Origin of the sequence: Pseudomonas sp. AK181 (assembly GCF_051122975.1) — a bacterium.
GTDB lineage: Bacteria > Pseudomonadota > Gammaproteobacteria > Pseudomonadales > Pseudomonadaceae > Aquipseudomonas > Aquipseudomonas lactis.
In genome coordinates this window covers 1,822,965-1,845,666 of record NZ_CP146348.1, presented here as the reverse complement: position 1 = coordinate 1,845,666, position 22,702 = coordinate 1,822,965, and the positions used below count along the sequence as shown (strand labels likewise).

The 22,702-nt window shown below is 58.8% G+C and carries 19 protein-coding genes and 1 pseudogene; 11 read left to right on the top strand and 9 right to left on the bottom strand.

Features of this window, described 5'->3' with window-relative positions; all coding sequences use genetic code 11:
* Positions 1 to 26 precede the first annotated feature (26 nt).
* The gene (locus V8689_RS08620; RefSeq protein ID WP_003189869.1) at positions 27 to 308 is read right to left on the bottom strand and encodes a GNAT family N-acetyltransferase; all 282 of its coding nucleotides are present in this window, start codon (positions 306 to 308) and stop codon (positions 27 to 29) included.
* Between the two features lie 612 nt (positions 309 to 920).
* Between V8689_RS08620 and oprI the strand changes: the two genes are divergently transcribed.
* Entirely contained in the window at positions 921 to 1,172 is a 252-nt protein-coding gene (gene oprI, locus V8689_RS08615) for an outer membrane lipoprotei OprI (RefSeq protein ID WP_003172710.1), read from the top strand.
* 51 nt (positions 1,173 to 1,223) lie between these two features.
* Positions 1,224 to 1,349, top strand: a pseudogene (locus V8689_RS08610) (outer membrane lipoprotein carrier protein LolA); the annotation flags it as partial.
* Here the strand turns inward: V8689_RS08610 and V8689_RS08605 are convergent.
* The 3 genes from V8689_RS08605 to V8689_RS08595 form a co-directional block, all read right to left on the bottom strand.
* Positions 1,345 to 2,310, bottom strand: coding sequence for a L,D-transpeptidase family protein (locus V8689_RS08605; protein WP_003189867.1), 966 nt, complete (start codon positions 2,308 to 2,310; stop codon positions 1,345 to 1,347). The pseudogene V8689_RS08610 and the gene V8689_RS08605 sit on opposite strands and share 5 nt — an antisense overlap.
* A 78-nt stretch (positions 2,311 to 2,388) precedes the next feature.
* On the bottom strand, positions 2,389 to 2,682 hold the full coding sequence (locus tag V8689_RS08600; protein WP_003189866.1) for a hypothetical protein: 294 nt from the start codon (positions 2,680 to 2,682) through the stop codon (positions 2,389 to 2,391).
* 58 nt (positions 2,683 to 2,740) lie between these two features.
* Entirely contained in the window at positions 2,741 to 3,346 is a 606-nt protein-coding gene (locus V8689_RS08595; protein WP_056789326.1) for an arylesterase, read from the bottom strand.
* Between the two features lie 10 nt (positions 3,347 to 3,356).
* Here V8689_RS08595 and V8689_RS08590 point away from each other — a divergent pair, with 10 nt between their 5' ends.
* Both V8689_RS08590 and V8689_RS08585 read left to right on the top strand, forming a co-directional pair.
* Positions 3,357 to 4,040, top strand: a complete 684-nt coding sequence (locus V8689_RS08590; RefSeq protein WP_003189864.1) for an ABC transporter ATP-binding protein — start codon at positions 3,357 to 3,359, stop codon at positions 4,038 to 4,040.
* On the top strand, positions 4,040 to 6,550 hold the full coding sequence (locus V8689_RS08585) for an ABC transporter permease (protein WP_056789329.1): 2,511 nt from the start codon (positions 4,040 to 4,042) through the stop codon (positions 6,548 to 6,550). Before V8689_RS08590 ends, V8689_RS08585 begins: the two co-directional genes overlap by 1 nt.
* Positions 6,551 to 6,587: 37 nt before the next feature.
* On the opposite strand, the gene greB is transcribed toward V8689_RS08585, so the two are convergent.
* A complete protein-coding gene (gene greB, locus V8689_RS08580) occupies positions 6,588 to 7,067 on the bottom strand; it encodes a transcription elongation factor GreB (RefSeq protein ID WP_434520701.1) in 480 nt (159 codons plus the stop codon).
* Between the two features lie 124 nt (positions 7,068 to 7,191).
* Positions 7,192 to 8,238, bottom strand: a complete 1,047-nt coding sequence (locus V8689_RS08575; RefSeq protein WP_056789335.1) for a hypothetical protein — start codon at positions 8,236 to 8,238, stop codon at positions 7,192 to 7,194.
* Between the two features lie 240 nt (positions 8,239 to 8,478).
* Here V8689_RS08575 and V8689_RS08570 point away from each other — a divergent pair, with 240 nt between their 5' ends.
* From V8689_RS08570 to V8689_RS08560, 3 genes are read left to right on the top strand one after another with little or no spacing between them, the layout of a single operon-like run.
* Complete coding sequence (locus tag V8689_RS08570) at positions 8,479 to 9,405, top strand: ABC transporter ATP-binding protein (RefSeq protein WP_056789338.1); 927 nt, start codon at positions 8,479 to 8,481, stop codon at positions 9,403 to 9,405.
* The gene (locus V8689_RS08565; RefSeq protein ID WP_056789342.1) at positions 9,402 to 10,127 is read left to right on the top strand and encodes an ABC transporter permease; all 726 of its coding nucleotides are present in this window, start codon (positions 9,402 to 9,404) and stop codon (positions 10,125 to 10,127) included. The genes V8689_RS08570 and V8689_RS08565 overlap by 4 nt, the downstream gene beginning before the upstream one ends.
* Before the next feature lie 17 nt (positions 10,128 to 10,144).
* A complete protein-coding gene (locus V8689_RS08560) occupies positions 10,145 to 11,881 on the top strand; it encodes a Gldg family protein (RefSeq protein WP_056789344.1) in 1,737 nt (578 codons plus the stop codon).
* Between the two features lie 4 nt (positions 11,882 to 11,885).
* On the opposite strand, the gene V8689_RS08555 is transcribed toward V8689_RS08560, so the two are convergent.
* The 3 genes from V8689_RS08555 to V8689_RS08545 form a co-directional block, all read right to left on the bottom strand.
* Positions 11,886 to 12,194, bottom strand: coding sequence for a hypothetical protein (locus V8689_RS08555; RefSeq protein ID WP_003189853.1), 309 nt, complete (start codon positions 12,192 to 12,194; stop codon positions 11,886 to 11,888).
* A gap of 259 nt (positions 12,195 to 12,453) precedes the next feature.
* Positions 12,454 to 12,888 carry a DoxX family protein gene (locus tag V8689_RS08550; protein WP_003189852.1) on the bottom strand — a complete coding sequence of 145 codons (435 nt, stop codon included), beginning with the start codon at positions 12,886 to 12,888 and terminating at the stop codon, positions 12,454 to 12,456.
* A 103-nt stretch (positions 12,889 to 12,991) separates the two neighbouring features.
* The gene (locus V8689_RS08545) at positions 12,992 to 14,413 is read right to left on the bottom strand and encodes a transglycosylase SLT domain-containing protein (protein WP_056789346.1); all 1,422 of its coding nucleotides are present in this window, start codon (positions 14,411 to 14,413) and stop codon (positions 12,992 to 12,994) included.
* A 236-nt stretch (positions 14,414 to 14,649) separates the two neighbouring features.
* Here V8689_RS08545 and V8689_RS08540 point away from each other — a divergent pair, with 236 nt between their 5' ends.
* The 4 genes from V8689_RS08540 to V8689_RS08525 all read left to right on the top strand — a co-directional run bounded on the left by V8689_RS08540 (position 14,650) and on the right by V8689_RS08525 (position 22,325).
* Entirely contained in the window at positions 14,650 to 15,456 is an 807-nt protein-coding gene (locus V8689_RS08540) for a TatD family hydrolase (protein ID WP_056789348.1), read from the top strand.
* A 96-nt stretch (positions 15,457 to 15,552) separates the two neighbouring features.
* Positions 15,553 to 17,022, top strand: a complete 1,470-nt coding sequence (locus V8689_RS08535; RefSeq protein ID WP_056789350.1) for a methyl-accepting chemotaxis protein — start codon at positions 15,553 to 15,555, stop codon at positions 17,020 to 17,022.
* Positions 17,023 to 17,220: 198 nt separating this feature from the next.
* Complete coding sequence (locus V8689_RS08530) at positions 17,221 to 21,918, top strand: RHS repeat-associated core domain-containing protein (RefSeq protein WP_282390051.1); 4,698 nt, start codon at positions 17,221 to 17,223, stop codon at positions 21,916 to 21,918.
* The gene (locus V8689_RS08525; RefSeq protein WP_056791893.1) at positions 21,915 to 22,325 is read left to right on the top strand and encodes a DUF6896 domain-containing protein; all 411 of its coding nucleotides are present in this window, start codon (positions 21,915 to 21,917) and stop codon (positions 22,323 to 22,325) included. Before V8689_RS08530 ends, V8689_RS08525 begins: the two co-directional genes overlap by 4 nt.
* Positions 22,326 to 22,702 lie beyond the last annotated feature (377 nt).

Genomic DNA, 22,702 nt, shown 5'->3' with positions numbered 1-22,702 from the left:
GGCGTTTTTTATTGGCAACTGGTCAGTTACAGCTTCGCGGCATGGCGCTGGTGGCGCTCCATGTAGCGTTCGACATAGGAGCACGACGGGATCACCGTGTAGCCAGCCTCTTCGGCAAACTTCAAGGCTTCCTCGGTCAACGCCGCCGCAATGCCTCGCCCCCGCAGTGCGTTGGGCACGAACGTGCGATAGATATCCAGGGTCTGCTTCCCGAGGTCCATGTAGGTCAGGTAGGCACGATGACCGTCCACATTGGTCTCGAACTGATGACCAGCCTGGTCATGGTGGATGGACAACGCCTCGCTCATCACTACTCCTCGCGGGTCTGAATTAACGACCCTACCTTACCGATGTTTTTCCGGCGAAGGAACATCTACGCCACCCCGTGCCGGTTTCGACAGCGAGAAAACCGTGAGCGCTCACAACCAGCACATAGGGAATAGTAGGCACCAATCCTGAAATTGCTCAAGGCGCACTCGTCATTCCCCGCCGCTGGTGGATATAGAAAGGGCCTCGATCAATCGGTGACCGATAGCCTGAACATTGCCGGCAGTTGAACCTTGAGACGAACTGGCGCTCTTAAAGTCACCTCTAGATGCGCAAAAGATGCCTGGCGCAGTAAAGCCAAGCGCGACCAAAGTGCCCCGCTTCGTTATATAAAATTTCATCTATTTACAAGGCTTAACACATGCGGGCCGGCCCTTTCAGCCTGGATCCAATGTTCGTCGAGGCGCAAAAAATTGGACGGTTTTCATACAAACCGTCAAAAGATTAGCCAAAATAGATTCGGCACAAGAAATTTTTTTGCTTCTTGCGCAACGTCAGTTTACTTACTACAAGTAATGGGTAGTATGTACGCCGGCTATTAGCTCACTCTGAGAAAGTAGCCATTAAATTGAAAGTCCTTGAAGGGGAACACGATGAACAACGTTCTGAAATTCTCTGCTCTGGCTCTGGCCGCAGTTCTGGCTACCGGTTGCAGCAGCGTCTCCAAAGAAACCGAAGCTCGTCTGACTGCAACTGAAGACGCAGCAGCTCGCTCCCAGGCCCGTGCAGACGAAGCCTACCGTAAAGCTGATGAAGCTCTGGCTGCTGCTCAAAAAGCACAACAGACTGCTGACGAAGCTAACGAGCGCGCTCTGCGCATGCTTGAAAAAGCAAGCCGCAAGTAATAATCCTTCGGGGTTGTTATCAAGCCGATCCATTTATGGGTCGGCTTTTTTTTGCCTTTGATTTGGCACGCGCCACCTGTAGGAGCGAGCTTGCTCGCGAAGGTAGTCAACGATGACGCGGGCGTGCTGATTTACAGCGGCGCCCTCAGGTTTTTCGCGAGCAAGCTCGCTCCTACAGCAGGTCGGCCGGCGTACTTGAGGCCACCGGGGCCGCGCCTGGCACACCAATTTCGGTCGGCAAGCCATCCTCGGCGGCGACCACATCACGCACCTGGTCCCAGTTGACCCGCAGGTTATTGGACAGGTCTTCGCGCTTGAGCAACGCATTGATAACTGCGGTGTGCTTGTCGACCACCGATGGCGTACCGTCATCGTTCAACGGCGTGTGGGCTTCAAGATAGACCTTGCCACCGCTGCTGCCGAACTTGTACGCGTCGTTGATGATGCGCACTGACGTGCCCACCGGCACCATGCCCGCCATTTCCAACACGTTGTTATTGAACATGCGGAAGCACCCGTGGCTGGTACGCGTGCCAATGCCAAACTTCATGTTGGAGCCGTGGATCAGGTAACCCGGCGTGCCCAGGGTGAACTTGAACGGCCCCAGTGGGTTGTCGGGGCCGGCAGGCACCACGTTGGGCAGCGGGTCACCGTTGGCGGCGTGCTCGGCCTTGATCGAGGCCGGTGGCGTCCAGGTCGGGTTGGGCGTCTTGGCGATGATACTGGTATGAGCAATCGGCGAGCCCCAGCCTTCTCGGCCAATACCCAGCGGGAAGGTATAGACGACGTTTTGGCCTTTGGGATAGTAGTAAAGCCGGTATTCCGCCAGGTTGATCACAATGCCTTCCCGCGGGCCGGGCGGCAGGATAAAGCGGGTGGGCAGCACAATCTCGGTGCCCGCACCCGGCAACCAGGCATCGACACCCGGGTTGGCCGCGACCATTTCCGAATAGCCCAGGTCGTAGGTAGTACCCAGGTCGGCAAAGGTGTCTTCGTACTTGGCCTTGATCACTTGGACCTGGCCGACAATGTCCTCACCGGGCGGTGGCAAGGGCAACTGCAAGGCCGCCGCCGAACCCGCCGCACAAAGCGCAGCAAGAGACAGGCAGCAGGTGACGACGGAAAGGCGCGACAACATCCGGAAAATCCTTCGCAAGACGACGGGTAGGGAAAAATTGATTGTATACGGCTTCGCAGCGCCAAGCTTCAAGCTGTTTTACAGCTCGAAGCGCAGCTCCGGCCAGATCGGCGGCGTGCCGCGCTTTTGCGATTCAAGAATCGCCCGGCACAAAGGGCAGAGTCGCTGGTCTTGGAAAATCGAGCGGTTGACCGATGACCAGCGTGGCTGTGCCGGCAATAGAGTGCCGCAGAGCGTGCGATCAATGGAGCCGCCCAGTTCCAATTGACGCGCCACCAAATGCACCCGCACTTCCTGGCAGGCGAACAGGTCCAGCTGCTCGTCCGGCTCGATCAGTTGGTAGTTAAACAGGGACCAGGCAGGGCGCGACATCGAGGGCTCCAAATCGGGGGGGCGCCACCTTAGCCGAAAGCCTGCCGGTAGAAAAGCGTCATAACAGCGGTTTTAGCGTTGGCCAGACATTTTCCAGTAACTTGTCCTGAGCGGCGACTGCCGGATGCAGCCCGTCAGCCTGCATCAACTCCGGATGACCGCCGACTCCTTCGAGGAAAAACGGCACCAACGGCACCTTTTTTTCCTCTGCGACATCACCGAACACTTTGGCAAAGGCGTCGACATAGCGCTTGCCGTAATTGGGCGGAATCTGCATGCCCAACAGCAGTACCTTCGCACCGCTGTCCTGGGACTGCTGGATCATCGACGCAAGATTTTGTTTCAATTGCGTAGGCGGCTGGCCGCGCAAGCCATCGTTGCCACCCAACTCGATCACCACCACATCCGGTTTATGCGCCGCAAGTGCCGCCGGCAGCCGCGCGAGGCCTCCTGCACTGGTGTCGCCACTGATGGAAGCATTGACGACTTTATCGTCAAAACCCTCCTGCTTGAGCCGTTGCTCCAGCAACGCGACCCACCCCTTGCGGGTATCCAGGCCGAAACCGGCACTGATACTATCGCCAACGATCAGGACTGTACCCGCCGCTGCGTTCTGGGCCATGCACATCAAGGCCAGGCCAGCACTCAAAAACCACACTCGCATCGGATTCTCCATGGGCGCAAGCATTCTCACCGCGCGAAACCTTAGCAAAGTGGTTCCCAGCGCGGAAGGTGAACTGACTATCCTGCACGAACTGAGCCTGGAACTGAACAAGGGCGATAGCCTGGCTATCGTCGGCAGCTCCGGTTCCGGCAAATCCACCCTACTGGGCCTGCTGGCCGGCCTCGACCTGCCCAGCAGCGGCGAAGTGACCCTGGCCGGGCAAGCCCTGAGCACCCTCGACGAAGACCAGCGCGCACGCATCCGTGCCGAGCATGTGGGCTTCGTATTCCAATCCTTTCAGTTGCTCGACAGCTTGAACGCGCTGGAAAACGTAATGCTGCCGCTGGAGCTGGACGGTCGCCAGGACGCCCGCGAGCGGGCCAAACACCTGCTGGAGCGCGTAGGCCTGGGCCAGCGCCTGACCCACTCGCCCCGCCAGTTGTCCGGTGGTGAGCAGCAACGGGTGGCGATTGCCCGCGCGTTTGCCGCCGAACCGGATGTGCTGTTTGCCGACGAGCCCACTGGCAACCTCGACAGCCATACTGGCGAGCGCATCAGCGACCTGCTGTTCGAGTTGAATAAAGAGAGTGGCACGACCCTGGTACTGGTCACCCATGACGAGCGCCTGGCCCATCGTTGCCGACGCCTGATCCGCCTTGAAGCCGGCCTGATGGTCGCGCCCCTGGAGCCTTGATGGCACGTTTGCCGCTGTTGCGTCTGTTCAGCCTTGCCATGCGTCAGTTACTGCGCGATGCCCGCGCAGGTGAATTGCGCGTGCTGTTCTTTGCCCTGCTGGTGGCCGTGGCCGCCAGCACCGCCATCGGCTACTTTGGTGCGCGCCTCAACGGCGCCATGCTGCTGCGTGCCACCGAGTTCCTCGGTGCCGACCTGGTGCTCGAAGGCAGCTCGCCGGCCCGCCCCGAGCAAATCAAATCAGGGACCGAACTGGGCCTGGATCACGCCCGCATCGTGGAATTCTCCAGCGTTATCGCCACCGACAATGGCATCCAGCTTTCCAGCATCAAGGCGGTCAACGAGCAGTACCCGTTGCGTGGCGAGCTTAAAAGCAGCACCGAGCCTTTCGGCGCTGAAGTTCCGGGCGGTGGTCCAAAACCCGGCGAAGCCTGGGTGGAAGCACGATTGCTGACGGCGCTGGACCTGAAAGTCGGCGACAGCATTGATGTCGGCATGAAGACCCTGCGCCTGGCGCGCATCCTGACCTATGAGCCTGACCGCGCCGGCAACTTCTACAGCCTCACGCCCAGGGTCATGATCAACCTGGCGGACCTGGACGCCACCGGTGTCGTGCAGCCAGGCAGCCGGGTGAGCTACCGCGAACTATGGCGTGCGCCGCAAGGCAGCACTGCGCTGCAAACCTATCGCGACCTGGTCAAACCGGGCCTGGCCGCCAACCAGCGCCTGCAGGACTCGCGCGATGGCAACCAGCAGATCGGCGGCGCGCTGGGCAAGGCTGAGCGCTACCTGAATATGGCCAGCCTGGTGGCTGTGCTGCTGGCTGGGGTGGCCGTGGCGCTGTCGGCCAACCGCTTCGCCAGTCGACGTTTCGATGCCAGCGCGTTGTTGCGCTGCCTGGGCCTGTCGCGCCGTGAAGCGATGTTGTTGTTCACCTTGCAACTGAGTGTGCTGGGCTTGCTGGCGAGCCTGGCCGGCGCCCTGCTCGGTTGGCTGGCGCAATTTGGTCTGTTCTACTTCCTGCACGACCTGCTGCCCGCCGACGTACCGCCGGGCGGGTTGCTGCCGGCTGTCGCCGGGATCGGCACCGGGCTGGTTGCCCTCGCTGGCTTCGCCCTGCCGCCGCTGGCCGCACTGGGCCGGGTACCGCCGCTGCGGGTGTTGCGCCGCGATTTGCTGCCTATCCCCTCAAGCACCTGGATGGTCTACGGCGCGGCGCTGTTTGCCTTGGGCCTGATCATGTGGCGCCTGAGCCTGGACCTGGTATTGACCTTCGCGTTACTCGGTGGCGGTGTGGTGGCTGCGTTGCTGCTGGGCGGCTTGCTGTTGCTGTTGCTGCAAAGCCTGCGGCGGTTATTGGCTCGCGCCTCCCTGCCCTGGCGCCTGGGCCTGGGCCAGTTGTTGCGTCACCCGTTGGCGGCGGCAGGCCAGTCCCTGGCGTTTGGCTTGATCCTGCTGTCCATGGGGTTGATCGCGCTGTTGCGGGGCGAATTGCTCGACACCTGGCAAAACCAGTTGCCCAAGGATGCGCCCAACTACTTCGCCCTGAATATCCTGCCAGCCGACAAGGACGCCTTTGGCGCCCGCCTGCTGGACGTCCAGGCGCAAGCTGCGCCGCTTTACCCGGTGGTGCCAGGGCGCTTGATCAGCATCAATGGCGAACCGGTGCAGGAAATTGTCAGCAAGGACTCCAGCGGCGACCGTGCCACTCAACGCGACCTGAGCCTGACCTGGGCAGCCGACTTGCCGGCGGGTAACGTCCTGACGGCAGGTACCTGGTGGTCGGCGCAACCCACTGAGGGGGTTCCTGGCGTGTCGGTGGAAGCCAAAGTGGCCGAGAGCCTGAAGCTCAAGCTCAACGACCATCTGGTGTTCACCATCGGCGGTGAAAACCGTGAAGCGCGGGTTACCAGCCTGCGCACCATCAACTGGGATAACTTCCAGCCCAACTTCTTCATGATTTTCCAACCGGGCACCTTGAAGGATCTGCCCGCGACTTACCTCACCAGCTTCTATCTGGCTCCCGGCCATGACCAACAGATCGTCGATCTGTCACGGGCCTTCCCGGCGGTCACTATCCTGCAGGTCGAGGCCCTGCTGGAGCAGTTGCGCAGCATCCTTGCCCAAGTGACCTTGGCCGTGGAATACGTGCTGTTGTTTGTACTCGCGGCGGGCATGGCGGTGTTGTTCTCTGGCCTGCAGGCCACCCTGGATGAACGAATCCGCCAGGGTGCATTGCTGCGCGCCCTGGGTGCCGAGCGTAAGTTGCTCGTCAAGGCCCGACGCATTGAGTTCGGCCTGCTGGGCGCCGTCAGCGGCTTGTTGGCGGCACTGGGCACCGAACTGGTGACATGGGTGCTGTATCGCTACGCCTTTGACTTGGCGTGGCATCCCCACCCGTGGTTGTTATTGCTGCCCGTGATCGGTGCTTTGTTGATTGGCGCTGCCGGCGTGTTCGGCACGCGCCGTGCGCTGAATGCCAGCCCGCTGACCGTATTGCGCGAAGGCTGAAACCCGGATGGCACGTACCCAGCCAAGGTACGTGCCATCAGACGGGCTTCACATATTCGATCTTGGTGATCCACCAGCACACCTCCCCGCCTGGGGTCTGTTCGATTGCCTCGTCATCCACCTCCTTGCGCAGCAGGGCCCGTGCCATGGGTGAGTCGATGGAGATGTAATCCATGCGGTCGTAGATCTCGTCATAACCGACGATGCGAAAACGCTTGGTCTCGCCCTGCTCGTTTTCGATTTCGACCCATGCGCCGAAAAATACCTTTCCCTCCTGCTCGGGCATGTACTCCACCACCCGCATGTCTTCCAGGCGTTTGCGCAGGTAACGCACGCGCCGGTCTATCTCGCGCAACAGCTTCTTGTTGTACTGGTAATCGGCGTTTTCACTGCGATCTCCCAGGGAGGCCGCCCAGGTCACTTTGCGCGTGGTATCCGGGCGTTTCTCTCGCCACAGGTAATCCAGCTCTTTTTTCAGCGCTTCATGACCTTCTTTGGTAATCAGCTTGGTACTCAAACGCTTGCATCCCCAGGCAATGTGCAATGGTGCCGTTATGCCAGGGCATCATGCCCAGGCAGCGGCTGGCTGGGACTGATGATAAATGAACCCTGGAAAGTATCCAGGCCGGCGCCCCATTACCTCACCCATGCCCCTCCAGCACTTGATCCAACTCAAGCAACGTGCCCTGCATACGCTGGCGCATACCCGACAACTGCAACATCATCATCGCCAGCTTTTCGGCCTTCTGGCTGACCTCCAAGCCCTGCTCCTGCAAATAGGCATGGCGCTGTTCAAGTTCACGGCCCTTCTCTTCCAGCTGGCTCTGCTGCTGTTGCAATCGCGCCTGCCACTGTTCGAGCATCTGTTCCTTCTCCAGTACTGCGCATTTTTTTTGCGTCAGTTCCTGGGCGACCTTGGCCAGGTTGCTCAGTGCGCTGTCCATTTCGAGCAAAGAGGTATGGTCCAGCTGAGCAGGCGGGTCCAAGGGTTCGGGCTCCGGCTCAGGTGGGTCCAACCGCAGGTTGTTTGGCTCAAAGTGACTGTCATCTTGTTCAACCGGAACAGGCGACGCACTGCTCTCAACCTGCTCCTGCGGTATCGCGACCAGCGACCGCGCCGGTTCCTCAACGGTGTCTTCATCCATAGGCTGCGGCGCCGTCGTGGCTGAGCGCGGATTTCGCGGCGGCGCAACCATTTGCGACGAGAAGCGAATGGACGGCACGATCACTGCACTGCTTTCGATCGCAGGCAACGCCGGGGCTGACATGCCCAGGGTGATGACCTTCATGACCAGAGCCTTCTTGATGATCACCGAGTGGTGATCCTCTGGCCTGGCCGGCGGTAACCGGCAGCCTTTCAAATCAATGAAATGAAAGGGAACCTGGGGTTCGGCAATGGGCGTCGTCTTCGAGCCGGCTGCGGCTGCCATCGTCAGGATCTGTTTGAAGACTTGCATGGCTAATTGCAGGTCCTCTTTGGAATCAACGCCTCCCAGAAAATACCGTTCAATCTTTTTACGTAATGCGGCGATATAGACCCTGGAGTGGCCGGGCTCTGCCTCCTCATCCAGGCTGTACACCAGAAAGTTGGACGCCGTTTGCGTAACAGCAAACCCGCACAACAAGGCGCCGTTAACGGGCGTCCCTTCATCGTTGCGCTCAAGAACAAGAGTACGTAGAAGCATCATGGCAATCAGGCCTCATTACAAAAAAGAAAACTTTATATAAACATCCGATAAACATCCGGGCATTAATAAGTATTCAAAACAAAACAATTGTTTCAGCGAATTATCGGAGCGAACGTAGGATTCTTCTTATTAAGCATACTTCGCGTTCCCAAGCCTTCATATTGAACGTACCCTTTTTAAAGCACTTTCCCCTACAGCCGGCCCCCCTCACACGCCCTGCAAAACTTATTCGGTAAAACCATGATCGAGATAAGCAACCTGACAAAACAGCTGGGCAAAACACGCGTAATCAGCAACGTGTCCTTCTGTGCCCAGCGCCAGGAGTGTGTGGGCCTGCTGGGAGAGAGCGGTGCAGGGAAAACCACACTATTGAGCTTGATCGCCGGGGCGATCAAGCCGACGGCCGGGCATATCACTATTCAAGGTTTCAATACCCATACCCATTCAACTCAAGCCAAAAAAGTCATTGGCTATCAACTTCAAGGCGGCCTCGACCATCACACGATGTCCGTCAAACACATGCTCAATTTCATTGCTGCCATTCGCGGTTTGAGCGGGCTGGAAAAACGCAGCCAAGTGGCGCAGGTCGCCGCACGCCTGGAACTGCTGCCCGTGCTCGACTGCGCCATCAGCGTACTTTCCCTTGGTTTGAAGCGCAGAGTGGCAATGGCCCAGGCGCTCCTGCATTCACCAAGCCTGCTGCTGTTGGATGAACCCACAGAAGGGCTCTGTCCTGATCAACGGCTCAAGTTCCGGGCACTCATTCACTCCCTGAGCGAGGAAATGACCATCATCATCGCCTCCCGCCATTACCAGGAGCTGGCGGACATCTGCACCCGTGCCTTGGTTATGGCCGGTGGCCGCCTGGTGGCCGATGCCTCGCTGCCCGACTTACAGCGCAGCTCCCGGCATTTCCAGGCCGTCACCCTCGCAGCAGACACCCCGCTGGACTTGCTCGCGCTGGCCGTATTGCCCGGCGTCGCCGGCATCGAAGAAGACCGACATGCACCCGGCAAGGTGACGGTCCTGGCCATGCCTGGGCATTCCATATTTCCCGCAATCAACGCGCTTATCACCCATCGCGGCTGGAATATCACGTCAATGAATCTGGAGCCGGGTCGCCTGAACGATGTCGTTCACCATCTGAGCCAAGAGGTAACACCTTGAGACTGCTACCTGTCATTTTCAAACGACAACTCGCCAACTATGCCTGCGCGCCCAGCACCTATCTGAGCGTGGCGATTTTTCTCGCGCTATGCGCAGTGCTGGGACTGCATTCCAGCCAATGGATGGAGCGCAACAGCAGCGATCTGCAGGCCTTTTTCGAACTGCATCCCTGGCTCTATCTCCTGCTGGTCCCCCTGTTATCGACGCAGTTGTGGTCGGATGAATCCAACGCCAGCTTTTACGACACCCTCAATGCCTTGCCTGTCACCTCAGTGGAACGAGTGATCGGAAAATTTATCGCAGCATGGACTGTCTGTGGCATTGCGCTGATGCTTAACTTCCCCTTGGTAATTGCCGTCAATTATCTGGGCACGCCTGACAATAGCGTTATCGCTTCGCAGTTCCTGGCCAGTTGGTTGCTGGCGGGAAGTTATCTTTCCGTGGGTTGCTTCATCTGTGTACTTGCGAACCAACGCCTGCTGATTTTCTTTTTCACCCTCGGCTTGTTGCTGACCGCCAGTGGGCTTTCGTCAGTACTGGATGCACTTGAACAACAAGCACCGATATGGGTTATCGACAGTTTGATGTCCCTGGATCCCATTGCCCGCTTCAGCGCGATGGATAACGGCAGACTCACACTGCATGACAGCCTGTACTTTATCAGCATGATCGTTGCTTTTCTGTTTGCAACCACCCTAACACTCAACTACAAAAGCAGTTGAGAAAAGGAAGACCACTGATGGGATCCGCTTTTCGTGCGGGTATGACACTTCTCGTCATATCACTGCTGTTTCTGGCACTCAATCTAGTCTGGGTACCCAAACTACCTACTGCCCAATGGGACTTTTCCCAAGAAAAAATCCATACGTTATCGCCAGCAACGCGGCAACTACTTGCCTCACTTGAAAGCCCCCTGGATCTGTATTACTTCAATACCCTCAATGCGCCGCAAAAAAGCCAGGCATTAGAACGTTATGGTCGGCGCGTCGAAGACGTGCTCAAAGCGTTCGAAAAAGCGGCAAACGGCATGATCAACTTACATATCATCAACCCCGCTCCCTTTTCTGAAGACGCCTACAAAGCCAGCTTGTTCGGGCTTGATGATACACAAGGATTTCTTGGTCTTATCGGCACCCGCGCTGGCCAGGGCGCCCAACGCATCGAAGCGTTCCGCCCTGAGCACGAGTCATTACTTGAATATGAGATCAGCCACCTGATCTATAAGTTGGGGCACCCTGAGCGTGCCACTATCGGCCTGCTGTCGGGCCTGTCGCTGGATAAACCGGCCAGCGAGTTGCTGGCGTTGATGCGCGAGCAATTCAATGTGGTGGAACTGGCGGCGAACATCGCTCAGGTACCGCCATCCATCGCTACATTGATGGTCATACAGCCGCACGCCTTACCTGAGCGGGCCTTATATGCCGTTGAGCAATCGGTATTGAAAGGCACCCCGTTGATGATGTTCATCGACCCCGTGAGCGAGATAGGCGCTGACGCCGTGTCAGCGAACGCGAGAATGGAGGGGCTGCTGAACGCGTGGGGCATCCAGATGCCGGAGGACAAGCTGTTGATCGACAATCTTTATGCCTCATCAGCCACGCCCGGTCCGGGAATCCCCCGGGTACTGCACCCCGCCCGGCTACACCTGCCACGACAAGCCATGGCCACGACGGATATCAGCACCTGGGGACTGGACAGCGTCATCGTCTCAAGCAGCGGCGCGCTTTCGCTAGCGCCCAAGAGCCGCTCACAGCTGACCCCGCTCCTACTGAGCTCAGGGCAATCGGCCCTGTTGGACGCAAAACGCTTTGCCTCGGCGACGACATTCGACTCGCTCATCGATGAAACGGCAACTTCAGGGCAGCGCCACGTAATCGCAGCGCGCATTGAGGGGCCCGCTTACTCAGCGTTTCCCGACGGTTTCAAGGGCCAGCCGCCCGGGCTGCAAAAAGCAGAACTGATTCAGATGGTAGTCATGGCCGACACTGACCTGCTAGCGGACACTCTCAGCCAGGCAAGACCCAACGGCAACGCGCAGTTGGTATTGAACACATTGGATAACCTGGCGGCGCCCGACGCACTCAAACGCATTCGACCCCGTGTCATGCACCAACCGTTGCACAGGCTGGATCAGATGCGGGACCAAGCCGCACAGGCGTATCGGAAAAACTCGCTTGAGCTGGAGCGACGACTTGAGCAGACGGAGCAAGCGTGGCGAAGGTTGAACCCACTGCACACACGGCTTATCACCCAAGCGGTGGATACCAGTACCCAGTTGCAGGCACTGAACAAGGAGCGCCTGCAGTTGCCCATCGAGTTGCATGCGCTCAAGGCGCAGGCCTATGCCCCGGTGCAGCGTTTCGAGCGACAGCTCAAAGGGCTGATAATCTTGCCCCTTCCGCTGCTGTTGTGCCTGATTGCCTGGTTACTTTTCCTACACCAGCGCCGGCGTCGTACCCCCGCGATCTTTCACTAATCGCTCAGCGACGGGCAATCAGCCCTTGCCGGGCAATGCGCGTCAGTTGGTGGATCACCTCATGGGCGTTGCTGGCACTCGGTGCCTGAATAACTGCCAGATCGAAACTGTCGCTGGCAAAACGGGCCAGTGAATCGCCGTCTTCAACAAACTGGATCAGGAACGCCGAGGGCCGACCGGAACGACGTGGCCAGCCGTCCAGATAGCGCAGCAGTGTCGGCTGGTGCTTGCCGCCCAACAGGATTTTCGGATTGCGTTGAGTCAGGTCCGCGGTGATCGGGGCCAGGCGTATGAGGGGGCGTAGTGCATTCATCGTGTCGTGTCTCTGCCTCAAAAGTCTGCGGGCAGGTGAGAGGCAACACCGAACCAGCGCTTTAGCGGTATTTCGAAGAACGCCCTGCGTGAGCAAGCGTGCTTCTGTCGGGCTGCATTGAGACCCAGTGGCGCCCCGCAATTAGCTGTTTAAATCGGCGCATGAGCAGCATCCTAGAGAAGCCGGTGGGGCAGTGTCAAGAATCCCGGGCAACGAAAAGGCCCGCATCAGCGGGCCTTTTGTGCAGCTTGCAAAACGATCAGTGAGTGATCGCGCGGTCGACAGACAATTTGCCCGCACCTTCCAGCAACACCGCCAGCGCGCCGCCGAGCAACGCCAGCGCGAACTCATAACCGTTGTTGGCCATGAACAGCCCGTTGTGGATGTGTACAGAGAAAATCGCCACCAGCGTCAGGAAGGTCAGGCCCAATGCGGCAGGGCGAACCAGCAAACCGATGATCAGGGCCAGGCCGGCGAAGAACTCGGTACCGCCCGACAGCAGCGCCATCAGCGTACCCGGCGCCAGGCCGATGCTTTCCATCCATTGTGCGGTGCCCGCCAGGCCACCACCGCCAAACCAGCCGAAGAGTTTTTGCGAGCCGTGGGCAGCGAAGATGATGCCGACGAAGATGCGCAGAATAGTCAGGCCATAACCGGCGCGAGTGGACAGTACACGGGTAATCATTGGGCTCATGGGGTAAATCCTTTTCTAGGTAGGGGTTGGTTGGCCGCTATATTAATCAGTTTAAGCAATGATAAAAGCCGAAATATTGCCTAATTAATATCTAACAATTCGATTATTTGCGCGAGGCAATTTTAGCAGCTACCGGCTCAAGGGACTCCCGCTCCCGATCGAACGCCAAATAATACTTGTTGACGCTATTAACATAGCTGACGCCGCCCATCCCTACCTGCTCCATGGCAATGCGTTCAACCTGGAAGAACCACTGATTGGGGTTAAGCCCGCGGCGCTTGGCCTCGGTGCGCATGCCTTGCACTCGCTCCGGCCCCATGTTGTACGCCGCCAGCATAAAGGCCATGCGCTCGCGCTCATTGAGCTTAGGGCTGGCGAAAAACTTGCGACGGATCATCGCCAGGTAACGTGCCCCCGCTTGCACGTTATTGTCGAGCGTCTCGATATTGTTGACCCCCACCCGCTGGGCCGCCGACGGCGTGATCTGCATCAGGCCGGTGGGGCCGCCGCTGTTGCGTGCACCTGGGTCAAGGGAAGACTCCTTGAACGCCAACGCCGCCAGGTTCAGCCAGTCCATACCTTGCTCACGCGCATGTTTTTGCAAAACCGGGCGCAGTTTTTCCAGGCGCTGGCGGTCAGCCCGCGCCAATGGGTTACGGACCTGATAGAGGCGTCGATAGATACGCTGGAAGGCCACATCCTGGTCGGAAGGCGTGTGATAGGTCTTGAGAAACCGATCAATGCTGGCGCGCAGCATCGACGCGTCCTGGCGCACAAACCAGAACTCGTCGCCCGGTTCGCTGATCACTACCTGTTTGTCAAAGCGCAACTTGGGCAGGATTTTCGCCCAGCGTTGGGCAATCGGTTTTTCCACAATCGTCAGGTGAAAAATCCCGGCCTGCACCATCTCCAGAACATCTTCCACCGCCAGGCTGGGGTCAACCCATTCCACTTTTACGGGTGGGCGTTTGTGAAGAGCCAGTTTTTGATTGACCTGACTGATGGCATCCGCCGCCGCACTGCCGGTGGTCAGCGTCAGTGTGCGACCCGACAGTTGCTCCAACTTGGTAAAGCGTCGTTCACCCTTGACGCCCACCAGCCACAACGGCACATCGCTGACAATCGGGTCGCTGGCGCTGACCTTGCGCACGCCCTTAACGTCCAGCAACTCACCGGGCGCCACCAGGTCGCCTTCACCGCGGGCCAGCGCGCCGAGTAACTGGTCCTTGGCCTTGGGGATGATCTTGAGGTTGATGGCCTGCCCATCACGGGCATGGCCGTTGAGGTACTGCTCGAAGGCGCGCAACCGATGGTATTCGACACCGATGGCCTGGCCCTGCACTTCACCGGAACTGTTGCGGCTCTGGTTGACCAAGACGCGCAGGGTGCGGCTGGAGCGAATTTGCGCGAGGTCGCGGACCTTGCCGGGCTTGGTCACTTGCAGCGGCCCATCCAGACGTGCGACCGCCGCCATGGGCAGCAGCAACGTCAGGCACAATATAAGCAACGCCGAGGGTCGGATCATCCGCTCTCCGGAAAGAAAACTGGCCAGCGCGTGCGCGAATAACGCAGTGCTGGTGGTCAGAAACAGAGCGCTTTATGCGCTGGCAAGGCGTGCAACGGCGCCACGGTGGCAGGCAATCGGCCCACCACAATGTCGCTTGCGACGTTCAAAGACAGCGTTAACGCATTGTAGTTCTTGGTTTTTCTTATCAATCTACAGCTCTGATATGCTTTCCGGCCGCAGGCGGAGATAGCACCATGCAACTCATTGATATTGGCGTCAACCTGACCAACCCCAGTTTCGACGAGAGGCACACGGCCGTTCTCGAACGCGCCTACGCCGCTGGCGTGCAGCAATTGGTACTCACCGGCACCAGCGTCGAAGGCAGCGAACAGGCCCTGCAACTGTGTGTAAAACTCGACGAAAGCGGCCAGCGACTGTTCAGCACTGCCGGCATTCACCCTCACTCAGCCAGCGACTGGAACAGCGACAGCGCTCAACGCCTGCGCAGCTTACTGGGCGACAGCCGAGTGCGCGCCGTGGGTGAATGCGGGCTGGATTTCAACCGGGACTTCTCCCCTCGCCCCCAGCAGGAAAAAGTCCTCGAAGAACACCTGGCCCTGGCCGTCGAGCTGAAACTGCCGGTATTTCTCCATGAGCGCGATGCCAACCAGCGCCTGTTGGAGATCCTCAAGGACTACCGCGACCACCTGCCGGCCGCCGTGGTGCACTGCTTCACTGGTGAACAGGCAGCGCTGTTCAGCTACCTGGACCTGGACTTGCACATTGGCATCACGGGTTGGATCTGCGACGAACGCCGTGGCACTCACCTGCATCCGCTGGTCCGGGAGATTCCCCGAGGCCGTCTGATGCTGGAAAGCGATGCGCCCTACCTGTTGCCACGCACGTTGCGTCCCAAACCAAAGAACGGTCGCAATGAACCGGCGTACCTGCCCGAAGTACTGCGCGAAGTGGCCTTGCACCGTAACGAAACAATTGAAGACCTGGCGCTGCACAGCACCGCGTGCGCCCGGCGCTTTTTCGGCTTGCCTGGCATCGATTAATGCGGCGCATTGACCCATGTCAAAAGCGCTGTTCTGAATAGCGGCACAATAATGGCACCTTGCCAATACTGTTTCCGCTATCAGAGAAAACCTTCCATGGGTGCCTGGCTTAGCAATATCTCGCTCAAATACAAATTCTGGGCCGTCAATGCGGTCGCCTTTATCACCACCCTGCTGCTGGTGCTGTACGCCGTACAGCTTGAACAACAGGCGCGCAGCCAGGCAGCGCAGGCATCGGCCCAGGCCCAGGGCCGCTTGCTCAGCGCCTGGCCAGCCGACAAAACCTTGCCCACGGGTGAGCACTGGCTCACCTTTGCCAAAGGCCAGATCCCCCTGGATTTGCCCGCCCTGAGCACTGCCAACGGCTGGACTGAACTCAACCACATGCCGTTGTTCGGTGAAAACCCGCTGATCGGCGCCGAAGTGATCAGCCGGGCCGACGGCCAGCAGGTCGCAGTCCTGGCCTACGCGCCGAGCCTGAGCCAGGTGTTCCGTGAACGCTTCACTCATTACGCCGTCGCCGTGGCCGTACTGATGCTCGCCATGCTCGGCGCCTCGCAGTTGTTGATCCGCTTTCTGCTCAGCCAACTCAACACCCTCAAGGATGTGATGCTGCACGTTGAAAAAACCGGCGACCTGTCGGCGCGGGTGCCATTGGCTTGCAAGGATGAAGTCGGCCAGATGGCCAGCGCCTTCAACGCCATGCAAGCCAGCTACCAGCGCGTGGTCAATACCGTGGCCCGCACCGCCCGGCAACTGGACGACGGCGCCGCACGCCTGGCCAGCAGCATGAACGAGGTACAACACGGGATGCTTGGCCAGCAGAGCGAAACCGACCAGGCCGCCACCGCCATCAACGAAATGACCGCCACCGTCTACCACATCGCCCAGCACGCGGGCGCCACCCGTGACTTGTCTCAGTCCGCCGACACCCTCGCCGGCAGCGGCCAGGCAGTGGTCACCCGGGTGCAGCGCTCGATCGCCGGGCTGTCCAGTGGCGTACAGCAGACCGCTGAAATGATCCAGAAACTGGCCGAAGACAGCCAGAAAATCAACGGCGTGGTCGGGGTGATCCACAGCATCGCCGAACAGACCAACCTGCTTGCCCTCAACGCCGCCATCGAAGCCGCCCGCGCCGGGGAAATGGGCCGCGGTTTCGCGGTGGTCGCCGACGAAGTGCGCAACCTGGCCAAGCGCGTGCAAAGCTCCACCGATGAAATCACCCGCATGGTCTCGGCGCTGCAAGCCGGCACCCGCGACGCCGTGGACTTCATGCAAGAAAGCTCATTCAAGGCCGATGACTGCGTGCAGCAGGCCCAGGAAGCCGGCATCGCGCTGGCTGAAATTACCGGGGCCGTGGCACAGATGCGCGAAAGCAACACCCAGATTGCCGTGGCCGCCGAGCAACAAAGCCATGTCGCCGAAGAAATGAACCGCGCCGTGGTGAGCATTCGCGACGTGACCGAAAACACCGTACATCAAACCGTGGCATCGGCGACTACCAGCAATGAACTGGCGACGTTGGCCGGGGAGTTGAGCAAGGCGATTGGGCAGTTGAAGTTGTAAGACTGTTCCAGCTGTAATCCGACTCCTACGACCAAGTCTCGGTTTACCTGAGATTAAGACGAAACTTCCTCGCCCCTCTCGCGAATAACGCCGACTTCTTTTACCTGACAACCGCTGCAAAGTCCCTCGCCTGATCAAACAGTGCGAGGGATTGCAAATGGTGGTGTTCGTTAAAGCCCTGGTGGATGGGGCTGTCTCTTGATCTCGGTGCTGGCCAACCTGGTGCTGGTGCCGATGGATCCCGAAGCGCCGAAGGTTGAGCGCGTATTCGCGGATTTCCGCACCTGCCTGATTACCTTTGATAAGTGGGCCGACAGCTTTTTAAGTGGTTCGGCACTTAGCGTGGAGCAGGTCTTCAAGGTTGGAGAACAGGTCGCACTGGTCGCACCGGTTTCTTCGAAAAAACCCAGTCGCACGGTCGCTCAATGCAAAGCCCAAGGCGGGCTGACCCTGGTGCATCTGTTCGAAAGCACGCAGTTCGTGCCCATCGGCAACACGCCCGTGAGGCTGCAAGCCGTTGCACGAGACAGAAGCCCGGTAGGTGCGCCACTGCATCGGACCATTGGCCCCAGCGGCATTCTTGAAGTCAACGACTGTACCCGCGACCAGACGTACGAAATCACCTTTTACCCCAACGTTTCCAAGGCTCACGTCCAGGCGCTGTATGCGTCCTATGAGTCTGTGATCGCCGGGTTGGAAGCGGATTTGCGCAAGGCCTGGGCCGAGCAGTTCAAGCCTCGATGGGCAGACTTTGCCAAAGCGCCCGCCTACAAGCGCAGTGCATTACAGGGCATGGCCTTTGCTGCCGGGCTCGGCAGCGCGCTTTATAACCTGTGGGACAACATCACCGAGCTGTACGACCTGCTCGCCAACCTCAAATCCAACAGCGAAAAGTTGCTGAAATACCTGTCCGAAGCCGAGCTGAAGGCGCTGCTCGCGCTGGGCAAAGACACGCTGGCCAAGGGTTTGCTGGTGCTCAGTGATGAGCCGCTGTTGTTTATCTACCTGTCGGCGCTGGTGGCCTGGATACGCATGCTGCCGCCGCCCGACATGTACGAACTGCTGGGTGAAATCACCGGCGAAGTCTTGATCAATCTATTGCTGATCTGGGCCACGCGGGGCATCGGGGTCCAACTGCGCCTGGGCGCGCAGACGCTCAGTCACGTCAAGTCCGGGCGGGCACGGGCGTTGTTGGAATTGCTGGCCAAGCAGGTGGCAGGGCCTCGGCTGGAACCCCATGTCGAGGTCGCCAAGCCGGTGTTGCTGAGCAGTGCGGCGACGCCGGTCAAGGCGGTGCCGGCTGTGCCGTTGAAGGCGGGCGATACGCTGGTTTCGAACCCGGTGCCGATGGTGCGCGGCAAGGCCCAGCGCACGGCGTTGGTCCGTCAGGAGCCTGTCGACGATGTGCCGGCTGTGGCTTCAAATCCGAAGGGGGATGCGGCGGCTTCTGCGGATAAAACCGTCACTCACGGTTGCCCGGTGTCGATGGTCACTGGTGAGGAATTGCTGACCCTTACCGACGGCGCGCTGGATGGAATCTTGCCGTTTGAGTGGACGCGGCTGTATCGCACCAGCGCGGTGGAAGTCGATTGCGGGTTGGGGTTTGGTTGGAGCCATGCGCTGGCCCATCGGCTGGTGGTGTCGGGCGATTCGGTGGTGTGGACTGACCATGAGAACCGCTCGACTACCCTGCCCTTGCCCACCGACTCTCGGCCCGCGATCACCAATAGCCTGGCCGAAGCAGCGATCTATTTAGGTTCGGCTCCTGATGAGTTGGTGCTGGCCCAGGCCTCGCGCTTCTATCACTTTCGCGATGGTGTACTGGTCTCGATCAGCGATGCGTATGACAACCGCCTGCGCCTTTGCCGGGATCGTTCAGGGCGGATTGAGCGGCTGGATAACGGTGCTGGCCGTTCGCTGCTGTTGCGTTATGAGTTGGATCGCATCGTTGCGGTGGACTACCAGGTGCATCGTGCCAAAGGGCGAGAGCCCTACGTGTGGGAGACCGAGCAGAACCTCGTTTCCTACGCCTATGACGAACACGGACGACTGGTTTGCGCGACCAATGCTGTCGGGAAAAGCGAGCGTTATCGGTACGACGATCAGCACGTCATTCTGGAACGCCAACTGGCCGGTGGGGCGAGCTTCTTCTGGGAATGGGAGCGCGCTGGCAAGGCGGCGCGTTGCGTCCGGCATTGGGCAAGCTTTTCGCAGATGGACACGCGTTATGCCTGGGGCGATGACGGGCGTGTCACCGTGCATAACGCCGATGGTAGCCAGGAGGTGTATGTCCATGACCAGCGGGCGCGGCTGGTGCAGAGGATTGATCCGGATGGCGCCACGCATTTTAAATCCTACGACGACCAAGGCCGCCTGACCGTCGAGCAAGACCCGATGGGCGCGGTGACGGCCTATCAGTACGACGATGCCGGACGCTTGGTGGCGCTGTTTCCAGGGGATGATGAGCCGACGTCCTACGAGCATGACAACGGTTTTGTACGAATTGTCAGGCGTGGGGAGGCGGTCTGGAAGTATGAGCGTAATGACCAGGGCGATGTCATCCGCAAGACTGACCCGGATGGTAACTCGACTGACTACAGCTACAACAAACAGTGGCAACTGACCGGGGTTTGGTACCCCGACATCAGCTGTCATCGGCTGGTGTGGAACGAGCGCGGGCAGTTGCTTGAGGAGCAATTGCCCAATGGTGGGATCAAGCGCTATCGCTATGATGATCTTGGTCGACAGGTTGCCCGTGAGGATGAACACGGCGCGCAGACAGCCTATGAATGGGACTGCGTCGGTAGGTTGATTCGCCTCGTCTTGCCAGGCGGCGCCACACGCGAATTCAGCTACAACCCCTACGGCAAAATCATCGCCGAACGCGACGAACTCGGCCACGTCACCCGCTACGAATACGCAGACGGCCTGCACCTGATAAGCCGCCGTCTCAACGCCGACGGCACCCAGGTCAAGTACCGCTACGACAACGCCCGGCTGCTGCTCACCGAGATCGAAAACGAAGCCGGCGAAACCTACCAACTCGACTACCACCCCAACGGCCTGATCCGCCAGGAAACCGGCTTCGACGGCCAGCGCACCGCCTACGCCTACGACCTCAACGGCAACCTGCTGGAGAAAACCGAATACGGCGACGATGGCAGGCAGCTAATCACCCGTTACGAGCGCGACCACGCCGGACGCCTCGTACGAAAAACCCTGCCCGACAGCAACGTTGTCGACTACGCCTACGACCGCCAAGGCAACCTCCTCAGCGTCGAAGACGGCCACTGGGCGCTGGCCTACGAGTACGACCGCCAAAACCGCCTCACCGCCGAACACCAAGGCTGGGGCACCCTGCGCTACGGCTACGACGCCTGCGGCCAGCTTCAACACCTGTGCCTGCCAGACAACAACCGCGTCACCTTCAACCACGACAAAGGCGGCCACCTCGCCACCGTCGAACTCAATGGTGGATTGCTCACCTCACATCTATTCAACAGCGGCCGCGAACACCAGCGCCAGCAAGGCCAACTGCTCAGCCACTATCACTACGACGAACAACACCGCCTACACGCCCACGCGGTCACCCAGCAACAGAACCACCTCTACCAACGCCAATACGACTACGACAAAGCCGGCAACCTCACCCGCCTGCTCGACACCCGCAAAGGCGAACACCGCTACCACTACGACCCCCTCGCCCGCCTGACCCGCGCCGGCCACTCCCAAGACGTGCAGGAACGCTTCGGCCACAACCCGGCGGGCAACCTGCTGATGCAAGACCGCCCCGGCCCGGACATCGTCGCGGCCAACCGCCTGATGATCCAGGGCGACCGCCATTACGACTACGACGCCTTTGGCAACCTCATCCGCGAACGACGCGGCAAAGGCCAGCAACTTGTCACCGAATACCGCTACGACTGCCAGCATCGGTTAATCAGCATCACAAAGCCGAACGGCGAAACCGCAAGCTATCGCTATGACCCGTTCGGGCGGCGTATCAGCAAAACCGTGGACGGCAAAACCACCGAGTTTTTCTGGCAAGGCAACAAGCTGATAGCCGAGCACCATGCTGAACGCCATCGCAGCTACCTATACGAGCCCGACAGCTTCCGCCCATTGGCCCTACTGCAAGGCTTCGGCCCAAAAGAAACCAAGCCCTACCACTACCAACTCGACCACCTCGGCACCCCGCAAGAACTCACCGACACCGAAGGCGAAATCGTCTGGTCCGCCCACTACCGCGCCTACGGCCAGATCGCCCGGCTGGACGTGGGCAAAATCGACAACCCGCTGCGGTTTCAAGGGCAGTATTTCGATGCGGAAAGCGGCCTGCACTACAACCGCCATCGCTACTACAATCCGGATATTGGTCGTTACCTGACGCCGGACCCGGTGAAGTTGGCGGGGGGGATCAATGGGTACAGGTATGTGCCCAATCCTACGGGGTGGGTGGATCCACTAGGCTTGAATTCATGCCCAGACGATGGGTGTAAAAAACAAACGAGTGCTGACGATCCATCCTACAAATCGAGCGTGGATGAGGGACAGCCTTCCGCACCTCTTGTTCACGGAGTAGACGCAACCTCCTTAAATAGAACACACAGTATTGAAGGGAAGCGATCAACCAAGCGTGTGGAAGAGATTGCTCGCAGTATGCGAAACGATGGATACGATAAAAATACGCCAATAGACGTGCTTGAGTATAACGAGCAACGCTATATTGTTGATGGGCACCACCGAGCTGCCGCTGCAAGACAAACAAAGACGCCAGTCACCATAAAACTAATCCAGAACATAGGTGATCATAACAGCTCGTTCAACAGCACCAAGGATGTAATAGACGCTTCAAATACAGCAGGATTGGATAGACTAGAAAGGCCAAGAAGATGAGAGCTCAAACTCTAGAACATTTGATCACCGACTACTTGAAACAAGTAAAAAAGGCTACCAATTTACTTGAGCAAGTGTTTGGAACCAAAAATATCATTGGTCTGTGGCGATCCAAACAGATCCCACAGCGCGGGACGGTCGCTGCAAATGTCACCTACGAACTGCACGGTATTGGTTGCAGTGTTTACTTATCTGAAATATGTGTCGACTTTGATTACGGTCCGGACGATAGGGTCGACGGTTTCGACTCGTGGAGGCTGTATATGTACGCATGCGAAACACCCAGCAAGTACAAAAAATATACAGACAAACAAGTCTTGGAACGTGAGTTCAATGCGTACCTAAAAAAGGGAAAAGCCAAGAAAATTGAAGGATCCACATCCAATTTGTACTTCATACAGTCTTGATGCCGTTCCGGTAACCCCCCTTACCCTAGACACCCTGAATATCGAATATGGGATGGGGCTTGATCCTGATAGCTGTGAACCAGCCAATGCATGTGCAAACTGCCCCAACAACATCGGGGGCAAGCCCTGGTGCGGATCAGTCAAGCGAACGCAATGCTCAAAGCAACGAAGATCCAATGTGGGAGCTGGCTTGCCTTAATGCCAGTCAGTTAAGGCCTTTTTGTAGGAGCGAGCTTGCTCGCGAAAAACTTACAGGCGCCGCGTTCATTCAGCGAGCACGCGTTATCGTTGACGTTTTTCGCGAGCAAGCTCGCTCCTACACAGGGCGATGACGCTTAACTGATTGGCATTATGGCTTGCCTGCGAAAGCGGTAGTG